The organism is Streptomyces sp. NPDC090077, from assembly GCF_044747545.1.
In the GTDB taxonomy this organism is placed as follows: Bacteria; Actinomycetota; Actinomycetes; order Streptomycetales; family Streptomycetaceae; genus Streptomyces.
This window is the reverse complement of record NZ_JBIVEG010000002.1, coordinates 357,658-369,020: the sequence shown is the minus strand read 5'-3', so window position 1 is coordinate 369,020 and position 11,363 is coordinate 357,658. Positions and strand designations below refer to the sequence as shown.

General features: G+C 75.0%; 10 protein-coding genes. 8 read left to right on the top strand and 2 right to left on the bottom strand.

The window, feature by feature from the left end; all coding sequences use genetic code 11:
- The first annotated feature begins 41 nt into the window (after positions 1-41).
- The 3 genes from ACIPW5_RS05935 to ACIPW5_RS05925 are packed head-to-tail and all read left to right on the top strand — an operon-like array spanning position 42 to position 3,625.
- Positions 42-1,244: an isochorismate synthase gene (locus ACIPW5_RS05935; protein ID WP_401241430.1), complete on the top strand. Its 1,203-nt coding sequence runs from the start codon at positions 42-44 to the stop codon at positions 1,242-1,244.
- Between the two features lie 2 nt (positions 1,245-1,246).
- Complete coding sequence (locus tag ACIPW5_RS05930; RefSeq protein WP_401240906.1) at positions 1,247-2,932, top strand: (2,3-dihydroxybenzoyl)adenylate synthase; 1,686 nt, start codon at positions 1,247-1,249, stop codon at positions 2,930-2,932.
- 60 nt (positions 2,933-2,992) lie between these two features.
- Positions 2,993-3,625 carry an isochorismatase family protein gene (locus tag ACIPW5_RS05925; RefSeq protein ID WP_401240904.1) on the top strand — a complete coding sequence of 211 codons (633 nt, stop codon included), beginning with the start codon at positions 2,993-2,995 and terminating at the stop codon, positions 3,623-3,625.
- A gap of 13 nt (positions 3,626-3,638) precedes the next feature.
- Here ACIPW5_RS05925 and ACIPW5_RS05920 read toward each other — a convergent pair whose 3' ends face one another.
- Positions 3,639-4,463, bottom strand: a complete 825-nt coding sequence (locus ACIPW5_RS05920) for an AraC family transcriptional regulator (RefSeq protein WP_401240903.1) — start codon at positions 4,461-4,463, stop codon at positions 3,639-3,641.
- Between the two features lie 144 nt (positions 4,464-4,607).
- On the opposite strand from ACIPW5_RS05920, the gene ACIPW5_RS05915 reads away from it, so the two are divergent.
- From ACIPW5_RS05915 to ACIPW5_RS05895, 5 genes are all read left to right on the top strand, one after another.
- On the top strand, positions 4,608-5,660 hold the full coding sequence (locus ACIPW5_RS05915) for a FecCD family ABC transporter permease (protein ID WP_401240900.1): 1,053 nt from the start codon (positions 4,608-4,610) through the stop codon (positions 5,658-5,660).
- 5 nt (positions 5,661-5,665) lie between these two features.
- Positions 5,666-6,838, top strand: coding sequence for a FecCD family ABC transporter permease (locus tag ACIPW5_RS05910; protein WP_401240898.1), 1,173 nt, complete (start codon positions 5,666-5,668; stop codon positions 6,836-6,838).
- Positions 6,835-7,677, top strand: a complete 843-nt coding sequence (locus ACIPW5_RS05905) for an ABC transporter ATP-binding protein (protein ID WP_401240895.1) — start codon at positions 6,835-6,837, stop codon at positions 7,675-7,677. Before ACIPW5_RS05910 ends, ACIPW5_RS05905 begins: the two co-directional genes overlap by 4 nt.
- Before the next feature lie 10 nt (positions 7,678-7,687).
- Entirely contained in the window at positions 7,688-8,749 is a 1,062-nt protein-coding gene (locus ACIPW5_RS05900) for an ABC transporter substrate-binding protein (RefSeq protein WP_401240893.1), read from the top strand.
- A gap of 90 nt (positions 8,750-8,839) precedes the next feature.
- The gene (locus tag ACIPW5_RS05895; protein WP_401240891.1) at positions 8,840-10,717 is read left to right on the top strand and encodes an SIP domain-containing protein; all 1,878 of its coding nucleotides are present in this window, start codon (positions 8,840-8,842) and stop codon (positions 10,715-10,717) included.
- Positions 10,718-10,721: 4 nt separating this feature from the next.
- Here the strand turns inward: ACIPW5_RS05895 and ACIPW5_RS05890 are convergent, their stop codons facing one another.
- The gene (locus ACIPW5_RS05890; protein WP_401240889.1) at positions 10,722-11,132 is read right to left on the bottom strand and encodes a RidA family protein; all 411 of its coding nucleotides are present in this window, start codon (positions 11,130-11,132) and stop codon (positions 10,722-10,724) included.
- Between the last annotated feature and the right edge of the window lie 231 nt (positions 11,133-11,363).

Below are 11,363 nucleotides of genomic sequence, written 5' to 3'. Positions count from 1 at the left end.
GAGTCACCGTGCCGACGGTCCGTCCAGTCGCACCGCCCGCCCTGCCCCCCGCACCGCCCGTGTCCGCCGCGGCGGACGCCCCGGACCACCCCGCCGTGGGCGCCGCCACCGCCCTGCTCGGCGCCTACCGGCCGGGGGACCGCTTCCTCGCCACGCCCACCCGCACCCTGCTGGCGCAGGGGCCCGCCACCGCCGTGCCCGACGACGGCACCCCGCTGCCCGACCGGGTCAGAGCCGCGCTGGACCGGGCGCGCCGCGCCGGGAGCGCACGGCCGGTGGTGCTCGGCGCGGTGCCCTTCGACAGCACGGCCCCCGCCGCACTGGCCGTACCGCGGGAGGTGCGCACCGGTCCCCCACTCCGGGCCGATCCGCTGGTGACCCTGCCCGCGGACCCGCCGGAGGCCCTGGACTGGAAGGTCGTCGAGGTGCCCGCGCCCGAGCAGTACGCCCGGGCCGCCGCCGAAGCGGTGGCCCGCATGACGGCGGGCGAGGCGCAGAAGGTCGTACTGGCCCGCACCCTGGAGGTGTCGGCCCCCGGCCACGAGCCCGACCCGGCCGTGCTGCTGGGCCGGCTGGCCCGCTTCGACCCCGCCGGGTACACCTTCGCGCTGCCAGTGGGCCCCGGCCGGACCCTGCTGGGGGCCAGCCCCGAGCTCCTGGTGGCCCGGCGCGGCGGCCGGCTGGTCGCCAACCCGCTGGCCGGGTCGACGCCGCGGGCCGCGGACCTGGCCGAGGACGTGCGGCGCGCCGCCGCGCTCCTGGAATCGGCGAAGGACCTGCACGAACACGCCGTCGTCGTGGAGCAGGTGCGCGGCGCCATGGCCCCGTACTGCTCCTCGCTGGAGGTGCCGGCCCGTCCCGCGCTGGTGCGCACCGCCACCATGTGGCACCTGTCGACCACCGTGACCGGGACGCTCGCCGACCCGGGCACCACCTCGCTGGACGTGGCCGCCGCGCTGCACCCCACGCCCGCCGTGTGCGGGACGCCCACGGCGGCCGCCCGCCGGATGATCGGCGACGTCGAGCCCTTCGACCGCGGCTTCTACACCGGGATGCTCGGCTGGCAGGACTCGTCGGGCGACGGGGAGTGGGTGGTGACCCTGCGCTGCGCCGAGGCGGTGGACGGACTGCTGCGCCTGTACGCCGGTGCCGGTGTCGTCCCCGCCTCGGACCCGCTCGCCGAGACGGCGGAGACCGCCGCGAAGTTCCGTACCTTCCTCAGCGCCGTGGGAGCCTCCCTGTGACCGTGTCCGAAGCATCCGCAGCACACCTGCCGTCCGTGCCGTCGCCCGACGCCCCGCTGTGGCCGGCCGAGTTCGCCGAGCGCTACCGGGCCGCCGGCCACTGGCGCGGCGAGACCCTGGGCGGGATGCTGCGCGAGCGGGCCGCCGCCCACCCCGGCCGGGTGGCCGTGGTGGACCCGGCGGGCGGCCCCGACGGCGGGCGCCGGGAGTGGACGTACGCCGAACTGGACCGGCGCGCGGACCGGATGGCGGCCGGCTTCACCGCCCGGGGCATCGCCGCCGGGGACCGGGTCGTCGTACAGCTGCCGAACACGGCCGAGTTCTTCGAGGTGGTGTTCGCCCTGTTCCGGATCGGGGCGCTGCCGGTGTTCGCGCTGCCGGCCCACCGGCAGGCGGAGATCGGCTACTTCTGCTCCTTCACCGGGGCCGCCGCGTACGTCTGCCCGGGGCGGCTCGCCGGGTTCGACCACCGTGAGCTCGCGGCCGCGGTCCGGGAGGAAGTGCCCGCGCTGCGGCACGTGTTCGTCGCGGACGCGGACCCCGGCGCGTTCACCGCGCTGGCGGACGTGCCCGTGGACCCGGAGCCGGGGCCCGCGCACCGGCCGCGGCCGCAGGACGTCGCCTTCCTCCAGCTGTCGGGCGGCAGCACGGGCGTCCCGAAGCTGATCCCCCGGACCCACGACGACTACCTGTACTCGGTGCGGGCCTCGAACGGGATCTGCGGGGTGACCTCCGAGTCGGTGTACCTGGTGGCGCTGCCCGCCGCGCACAACTTCCCGCTGTCCTCACCCGGTTCGCTGGGCGCGCTGTACGCGGGCGGCCGCGTCGTGCTGTGCCCGCAGCCGGCACCGGAGACGGCGTTCCCGCTGATCGAGCGCGAAGGGGTGACGATCACCGGGCTGGTGCCCCCGCTGGCCCTGCTGTGGACCGGTGCGGCGGCCGGGACCGGCCACGACCTGAGCAGTCTGGACGTCCTGCTGGTCGGCGGCGCCAAGTTCTCCGAGGAGGCGGCCCGCCGGACCGGGCCCGCCCTCGGCTGCCGGCTCCAGCAGGTCTTCGGCATGGCCGAGGGCCTGGTCAACTACACCCGGCTGGACGATCCCGAGGAGCTGGTCAACGGCACCCAGGGGCGGCCGATCTCCCCGGACGACGAGATCCGGATCGTGGACGACGAGGACCGCGAGGTGGAACCGGGTGCCACCGGGCACCTGCTGACCCGGGGCCCGTACACCATCCGCGGCTACTGGCGGGCCCCCGAGCACAACGCCCGGTCCTTCACCGCCGACGGGTTCTACCGCACCGGGGACATCGTCCGCGCCCTGCCCGGCGGACACCTGGTCGTCGAAGGGCGGGCCAAGGACCAGATCAACCGGGGCGGGGAGAAGATCGCCGCCGAGGAGGTCGAGAACCACCTCCTCGCCCACCCGTCCGTGCACGACGCGAACGTGGTGGCGGAACCGGACCCGTACCTCGGTGAACGCACCTGTGCCTACGTGGTCCTGCGGGCCGGCGCCGAGCCGCTGCGCCCGGCGGCCGTCAAGTCCTTCCTGCGCGGCCGGGGGCTGGCCGGGTACAAGGTGCCCGACCGGGTGGAGTTCGTCGCCGCCTTCCCCACCACCGGGGTCGGCAAGGTCTCCAAGAAGGACCTGCGCGCGGCGGCGGCCACCGCCGCGGGCGAACCGGCCTGAAGCGCCTCCGGCCGGCCCCGGAACACCTCGCCGCCCCACACCACTACGAACGGAAACGCCATGTCCCTCCCCCGCATCGACGCCTATCCCCTGCCTGCCGAGGCCGACCTGCCGGCCAACCGGGTCGGGTGGAAGCCCGATCCCGCCCGCTCGGTCCTGCTGGTGCACGACCTGCAGAACCACTTCCTGTCGGCCTACGGCGAGGGTTCGCCGACCGTCGCCGCCCTGCTGCGCGAGGTGGCGGGGCTGCGCGCGGCGGCGGAGCGGGCCGGGGTGCCGGTCCTGTGGACCGCGCAGCGCGGCGGTCAGAGCGCCGCCGAGCGCGGACTGCAGCAGGACTTCTGGGGTCCGGGCCTGCCCGCGGACCCCGTGGCCGAGGCGATCCCGCAGGCCGTGGCCCCGTCGTCCGCGGACCAGGTGCTCACCAAGTGGAAGTACAGCGCCTTCGTCCGCACCGACCTGGCCGAGCGGATGGCCGCCCTCGGCCGTGACCAGCTGGTGATCACGGGGGTGTACGCGCACATCGGCGTGCTGCTGACGGCCGCGGACGCGTGGATGCGCGACATCCAGGCCTTCCTCGTGGCCGACGCGGTCGCGGACTTCTCCGCCGAGGACCACCGGATGGCCCTCGCGTACGCGGCCGGCCGGTGCGCGCACGTCACCACCGCCGCCGGGGTCGCCGCCGCCTGGTGAGCGCGGACCGCCCTCAGGGTGCGCCGGACCCCTGCCCGCGGACGTAGGAGCCGGGGGTCCGGCCGAAGTACCGGCGGAAGGCCAGGATGAACCCGTTGGCGCTCGTGAAGCCGACCCGGGCCGCGACCTCCCCCACCAACTGGCCCTGGTCCAGGAGGCAGAGGGCGTGGTTGAGCCGCAGCCGGGTGCGCCACTCGGAGAAGGCCATGCCGGTCTCCGCGCGGAACGCCCGGCGCAGGGTGGTGGAGCTGGTGTAGAGACCGGCGGCCCATTCGGTGGCGGTCCGCCCGTCGCCGGGGTCCCGGGACAGGCCCCGGGCCACCGCGAGGGCGGCCTCGCTGACCGGCTGCGGCAGCGGCAGGCAGTCCGGGTGCGCGGCGGACAGCGCGGCGAAGACCCCGGGGTCGTCGGGGCCCGCCGCGCTGCTGCGCATCCGGCCCAGGAGCAGGGTCCGTTGGGCATCGGTGACGTTGACCAGGGTCGGTTCGGCGTACGGCAGGTCGAAGCGTGCCGCCTCGAAGGTCTCGGACAGCACGATCGCGCCCGGTTCGAACCGGGCGCCGTGCACCACCCCGGCAGGGATCCACAGGGCGACCGAGGCCCTCAGTTCGTGGTCCCGGTCGAGCGCGGTCACGGTGATCGCACCGAGCGGCACGTACAGGAACTGGTGGAAGTCGTGGACGTGCGGCGGATGTCCGGCGGCCGTCACGACGCCGTCGTCCGCGAGCCCGACGGGCTCGGCCCGGAAGTCGGCCACGGCACGTGGTCGCGGGAGCCGGTGCGGCGTGGTCGGGCGGCGTACGCCCTCGGGTGTCCGGTGAACGGTCGTGCGGGTCATGCACTTCCCCCCTCGTTCTCATGGCGGGGGCCGGATCCGACCCCTCAGTGCGATCGATCCGCCCCCACCATTGGATCGAACACTACTACGGTAAGGCTAACCTAACTTCGTCCTGAGGATCCGGTGAGGAGCCCCCGAAGCACCATGAAGCAAACCGCCCCGCCGGCGGCGGCGCGGCCGGAGCCGCCCGTCGCACGGACCCGTGCAGCGCGCGGAGCCCCGGTCGCCCTGCTCGCCTGTCTGATCCTGCTGGCGGTGGTGGTCGCCGGCATCGGAATCGGTGCCCGCGACATCGCGCCGGTGTCCGTCCTGCGCATCCTGTTCGACCCGTTCGGGACGGGCTACGACCACGACGTGCTCTGGACGGAGCGGATCCCGCGCACCCTGCTGGGGCTGACCGTCGGCGCCGCCCTCGGCGCCTCCGGCCTCATCATGCAGGCCCTGACGGTCAACCCGCTGTCCGATCCGGGCATCCTCGGCGTGGAGCAGGGCGCCGCCCTGTGCGTGGTGCTGGGCATCCTGCTCCTCGACCTGAACGACGCCGGCGAGTTCTTCTGGCTCGCCCTGGCCGGCTCCGCGCTCACCGCGGCGGCGGTCTACCTCATCGGCACCCGGACCCGGGCCGGCAGCAGCACACTCGGGCTGGTCCTCGCCGGCGTGGCGGTGGCCGCCCTCCTGGCCTCCGTCGTGACCCTGCTGGTCGTCCGCGACGAAGTCGTCTACGCCAGCCTGCGGTTCTGGTCGGTCGGACAGCTCGCCGGCCGGGCGCAGGTACTGGACGAGATCCTCCCCTTCGCGCTCGCCGGACTGCTCCTGGCCCTGCCCCTGGGCCGCACCCTGAACATGCTCGCGCTCGGTGACGACACCGCCCGCGGGCTGGGCGTCCGGGTGGAGCGGGCCCAGCTCGCGGGCGCCGCCGTGGCCGTGCTGCTGTGCGCGGCCGCCACCGCCGCCGTCGGGCCGGTGGCGTTCGTCGGGCTGATCGCCGCACACGCGGCGCGGATGCTCGTCGGCTCCGACCACCGGTGGTCGCTGCCGCTGTCGATGGTCTGCGGCTCCGTCCTGCTGGTCGGCGCCGACACCGTGGGCCGGATCGTCCTGGACCACGGCGAGGTCCAGGTGTCCGTGATGACGGGAATCGTCGGAACCCCCTTCTTCGTGTGGCTGGCCCGCCGCCGCGACCTGGTGCGGATGTGAGAGACGTGTCCCACGACCCCGTGATCACCGCAGGCCCGGCGGCCTCCGCCGCCCCGCCGGAGCGGCCCCCGGCCGCCGGACCGGCCGGACCCGGCTCCGCGCCCGCCCGAGCCGGCTCCGTGCCCGCCGGACCCCACGCCGGGCCGGCCGCGACCGCGGCGCGGCTGGCCGCGGCCCGGCGCACCGCGGACCGCAGGCGCACCGCCACCTGGCTGGTGCTGCTGGCCCTGCTCCTGGCCCTGCTCGTCGCCTCCGTCCTGCTCGGCGGGCTGCGCAACATCCCCGCCGGGGACGTCCTGCCCGCCGCGTTCGGCCTGCGGACCGGGCTCGCCGACTACGTGATCCACCGCATCCGGCTGCCCCGGGCGCTGGCCGCCCTGCTGGGCGGCGCCCTGTTCGGACTGGCCGGCGCGCTCTACCAGCGGCTGGTCCGCAATCCCCTGGCCACCCCGGACGTGGTCGGCGTCTCGGCCGGTGCCGGAGCCGGTGCCGTGACCGTGCTGCTCCTCGTGCCGACGATCCCGTACGGGGTGGAAGCCGCCGCGATGGCGGGGGCGTTCCTCATGGTGGGCGCGGTGCTGGCGCTCAGCCGGCGGGGCGGGAAGGTGGACACCCACCGGCTGGTCGTGATCGGCATCGGCCTCGCGGCCGTCGCCACCGCCTACACCAACTACCTGTTCACCATGGCCGGGAAGCAGGGCCTGTCCCAGGTCATGCGCTGGCTCGTCGGCAGCGTCAGCGGCGCCACCTGGGAGGGCGTGACCACGCTCGCCGTCGCCCTGGCCGGGTGCGGGGCCTGCGCGGCCCTGCTCCGGCGGCCGCTGAACGCGATGTCCCTGGGCGACGAACTGGCCTCGGGCCTCGGCACCCGGGTGGGCGGGGCCCGTACGGCGGCCCTGCTGCTCGGCGCCGCCGCGGCGGCCCTGGCCACCAGCGTCACCGGCCCGATCGGCTTCGTGTCCCTGGTCAGCGGCCCCGTCGCGGCCCGGCTCGTCGGCACCGAACGCGCCCTCACCCTGGCCCCCGCGGTCGGCGCGGCCGTGGTGCTCGGCGCCGACGTCCTGGCCCAGCACGGCCCGCTGATCTCCCCGGTGCCCACCGGGGCCGTCACGGCGCTGATCGGCGCCCCCTACTTCGTCCTGCTCATCCTGCGCCGCGGGCAAGGAGCCCCCTCGTGAACCACCCCGTCAAGGACCACCCCGTCAAGGACCATCCCGCCCCGGCCGCCCTCGAAGCCCGGGCGGTGACCTCGGGCTACGACGGGCGGACCGTCGTCGACGCCCTGTCGCTGGAGGTCGAACCGGGCCGGATCACCGCCCTGGTCGGCCCGAACGCCTGCGGCAAGTCCACCCTGCTCAAGTCGCTGGCCCGGCTGCTGCCGGTGGCCTCCGGCTCGGTGCTGCTCGACGGCCGCGACATCCACGCCCTCCCCACCAGGGAAGTGGCCCGCCGCCTGGGCATCCTGCCGCAGACCCCGATCGCCCCCGAGGGCATCACCGTCGCGGACCTCGTGCGCCGCGGCCGCCACCCGCACCAGCGGTTCGGGCGGCGCAGCAGCCCCGCCGAGGACCTCCTCGTCGCACAGGCGCTGGAGGCCACCGGCACCGCCGAGCTCTTCGACCGGCCCGTGGACCAGCTCTCCGGAGGCCAGCGCCAGCGCGTGTGGATCGCCCTGGCCCTCGCCCAGGAGACCCCCACCCTGCTGCTCGACGAGCCCACCACCTATCTCGACATCGCGCACCAGATCGAGGTCATGGACCTGCTCGCCGATCTGAACGAGCAGACCGGCCGGACCATCGTCCTGGTCTCCCACGACCTCAACCAGGCCGCCCTGTACGCCTCGACCGTCGTCGCCATGCGCGACGGCCGGATCGTGCGCCGGGGCGCTCCGCACGAGGTCCTCACCGAGCAGACCGTCGCCGAGGTGTTCGGCCTCGACTGCCTGGTCGTCCCCCACCCCCGATCCGGCCGGCCGCAGATCTTCCCCCTCGGCCGCCGGCACCGCAATCCCGCATAGGAGAAACCCCTTGTCCAGCTACGCCAGAACCCGCACCACCACCGCCCGTCGTCTGCGGCGCGCGGCCACCGCGACGGCCGCCGCCCTCTCCCTGACCCTGCTCGCCGCCTGCGGCGGGGGCACCGACGAGCAGGGCGCGGACAAGCCGGGCGACTCCGCCACGACCGCAGGCGCCTTCAAGCCCGTCAGCCAGAAGAACGCCTGGGGCACGGCCGAGGTCAAGAAGAAGCCGGTCAAGGTCGCCACCGTCTCGGACGGCGACACCTCGATCGCTCTGGCCCTGGGCATCGTCCCCGTGATCACCCCGGACGTCGAGGACGGCTCGCCCGTCGCCCAGTTCAAGCAGCGCGCCATCGACCGGCTGAAGGCCGGCAAGCTCAAGACGTACGACGACACCGACGGCACCGCGTACGAGGCGATCGCCGCCGAGGCCCCCGACGTGATCCTGGGCATGAACACCTGGGAGATGGACAAGGACTACGCGAAGCTCACGCCCATCGCCCCGGTGGTGACCTACACCGACAAGGCGCAGGCCGACACCCTCACCTGGCAGGACCGCCTGCGCCGGGCGGCCCAGGCCCTCGGCCTGGAGGCCAAGGCCGAGGAGGTCATCAAGGCCAGCGAGAAGACCACGGCCGACGCGGCCGCGGCCCACCCGGAGTTCAAGGGCAGGACGTACACCTACGCGGTCGTCCACCCGGAGCAGATCAGCTTCATGTCCTACGGGGCCCAGGACCCGGGCGTCTTCGAGAAGCTCGGCTTCGTCAAGACCGACAAGGCGAAGAACTACGGTCCGGACAAGAACGGCATCAGCCTGGAGAACCTCGACCAGCTCGACGCCGACGTCCTCCTCGTCACCTACCCGTTCGGCAACCGCGGTGTGATCAGCCCGGCGGAGCTGGAGGGCAACAAGCTCTTCCAGTCGCTGAACTCCGTCAAGGGCAAGCACTTCCAGGTGGTGCCCTCGGACAACAACCTGGCCTCCGCCATCGCCTACCCCGACGCGCTCAACGCGTCCTGGGCGACCGAGCAGCTCGTCCCGCTGCTCCAGAAGGCCGTCGCAGGCCAGTAGCGGCGGGCGCGCACGCCGTCCGGCCGGGCCGGCCGGACGGCGGCGCACCGCCGGAAGCACACCGCAGTCCCATCACGTGAGGAGCCCGTCATGTCCAGCCGCAACCCCCGTTCCGTCGTCACCTTCCCGATCGTGCTGAGGGAGCTGACGGTGCTGCGCGTCGCCGACGTGACGCCGGGCATGCGACGGGTCACCCTCGGCGGTCCGCAGCTGGGAGCGTTCCGCAAGAACGGGCTGGACCTGCCGGAGCTCAGCAGCGAGGGCTTCGACGACCACGTCAAGTTCTTCTTCGCCGAGGAGGGCGCGGACGCCCCGGTCCTGCCGGGACAGAACGTCTCCAGCCTCGACTGGCCCGCCGACGCCCGGCCGCTGACCAAGGACTACACCCCCGTCCGGTACGACCCGCGGGCGGGCGAGATCGACTTCGACTTCGTCAACCACGCCGGCGGGGTGGCCTCGGCGTGGGCCCTGGCAGCCGCGCCGGGCGACGTCACCTGGATCGCCGGGCCGAAGATGTCCCACCGCCACCCCGAAGGCGCCGACTGGCTCCTGGTCGTCGGCGACGAGACGGCGCTCCCCGCGATCGGCCGGTGGCTCGCGGAGATGTCGGAGGGCACCCGCGCCCGGGTCTTCATCGAGGTCGGGGAGGACAGCCACCGCCAGGACCTGCCGACCCGCGCCGACGCCGAGATCACCTGGCTGGTCCGCGACGGGGCCCCGGCCGGCACCACCGACCTGCTGGAGCGCGCCGTACGCGGCATGGAGTGGCTGCCCGGCACCGTCTTCGCGTGGGCCGCGGGCGAGGCGGTGGCCCTCAAGGGCATCCGCCGCCATCTGGCCGTCGACCGGAAGGTCCCGCGCGAGCAGACCCACATCACCGGCTACTGGCGGCGCACGGAACCCCCGGCGCTCGTGGCCGCGCCCACGGAGACGGCCCCCTCCCCGCACGAATCCCCCGAGTCCCCCGAGTCCCCCGACCCGCACGACCGCCTGCACGAACTCACCGACCTGGCACCGGGCCTGGCGATCCGGGCGGCGGTGACCGTCGGGCTGGTCGACCTGGTCTGGCAGGGCGTGCGCACGGCGGCCGGGCTGGCCGACCGCTCCGGCACCGATCTGCGCACGCTGACCGCCCTGCTGTCCTACCTGGTCGAGCTGGACGTCCTCGCGGCCGGTCCCGACGGCTACCGGCTGACCCCGGTGGGCGAGGAACTCGTCGAGGACGACCACTCGTTGGAGGAGTACGACCTGCGCGGGGCGCACGCCGCCCTCGACCTGTCCCTGTCCGGCCTGCACGAGACGCTGCGCACCGGCCGGGCCGGCTTCCGCACCGCGTCCGGAGCCCCCCTCGCCGTGGCACTGGCCGCGGACGAGCGGCTCGGCGCGTCCGCCCGGGAAGCCGTCGAGGACGAGGCCCTGTGGATCGCCCCGGGCGTCCGGACCGGGTACGACTGGGCCGCCGCCGGGTCGGTGACCCTCGCCGGCCCCGGGGCCGGCGCCGTCGCGGGCAGCCTCGCCGCGGCCTTCCCCGCCCTGCGGGTCCGCGTCGCCGCCCTGCCGTCGGCGCTGCGCACGGTCGCCGACCGCGTGCTGGACTCCGCGGTGCGCGACCTGGTGGAGCTGGTGCCCACCAGCGGGCCGGTACCGGCGGGCGCGGGAACCGTCCTGCTGTGCCGGCTGCTGGAGCAGCTCCCGGACGAGGACGCGGTGCTGGCGCTCCGCGAGAACGCCGCCGCCGTCCGCGGGGGCGGCGCGCTGCTGCTGGCCGAGCAGGTCGAGGGCCCCGACGGCATCGGGTCGGACCCCGAGGCCGCCCTCCACCACCTGCGGCTGAAGTCCGCGTTCGGCTCGGGCGTGCGCACGGAGCAGGACGTCGAGGGGCTGGCCGCCCTGGCGGGGCTGCGCGTCGTCGCACGCCGCGACATCGGCTGGGACCACCGCCTGTGGGAGCTCGCCCCCCTCGGCTGAGGGTTCAGCCGGGCAGCGCCACGGTGAGGTCCACCTCGACGAGCTGCCCCGTGAAGCCGAGCTGCGCGACGCCCAACAGCGTGCTGGCGGTGGTGAACGCCGGGCCGAGGGCCGAACCGGTGAGCCGCTGCCAGGCGGCACCCAGCTCGGCCCGGTCCTCGCTCCGCACGTAGATCACCGAGCGCACCACGTGCTGCGGCTCGGCGTCCACCGCGGCCAGGGCGGCGAGCGCGTTCGCGACCACCTGGTCGACCTGCCGCTCCAGCGATCCGGCACCGACGAGGGAACCGCCCCGGTCGAGCGGGCACTGCCCCGCCAGGTACGCCGTACGCCCGGCCTCCACCACGGTGACGTGGTGGTAGCCGGGCGTCTCGTGCAGCTGCTCGGGGTTGATCCGGGTGATCTTCGCAGTCATGCCCGCGAGTCTGACCGCCCCGCCCCCGGCACGCACCGCAGTTTCCCACCGGGTCATGGGCGAGGAGCGGCCACGCGGCGTCACCGCGGCAACCGTGCGGATCTTCGCGGCACATGCCGGAGGAAAGGGCCACCAGGGCGCCACAGCCCCTCCGTCCCGTACACGGCCGGTACGGGTGTTGCCCGTGGCGCCGGCGTGCCGGATGCTGGCCCGAGCCGGGGGATCGGGGGA

Bases quoted from the DNA above. Each gene is read 5' to 3' on its own strand.
- ACIPW5_RS05895 (WP_401240891.1), top strand. From the start codon at position 8,840: ATGTCCAGCCGCAACCCCCGTTCCGTCGTCACCTTCCCGATCGTGCTG.
- ACIPW5_RS05890 (WP_401240889.1), bottom strand. From the start codon at position 11,132: ATGACTGCGAAGATCACCCGGATCAACCCCGAGCAGCTGCACGAGACG.
- ACIPW5_RS05920 (WP_401240903.1), bottom strand. From the start codon at position 4,463: ATGACCCGCACGACCGTTCACCGGACACCCGAGGGCGTACGCCGCCCG.
- ACIPW5_RS05915 (WP_401240900.1), top strand. From the start codon at position 4,608: ATGAAGCAAACCGCCCCGCCGGCGGCGGCGCGGCCGGAGCCGCCCGTC.
- ACIPW5_RS05925 (WP_401240904.1), top strand. From the start codon at position 2,993: ATGTCCCTCCCCCGCATCGACGCCTATCCCCTGCCTGCCGAGGCCGAC.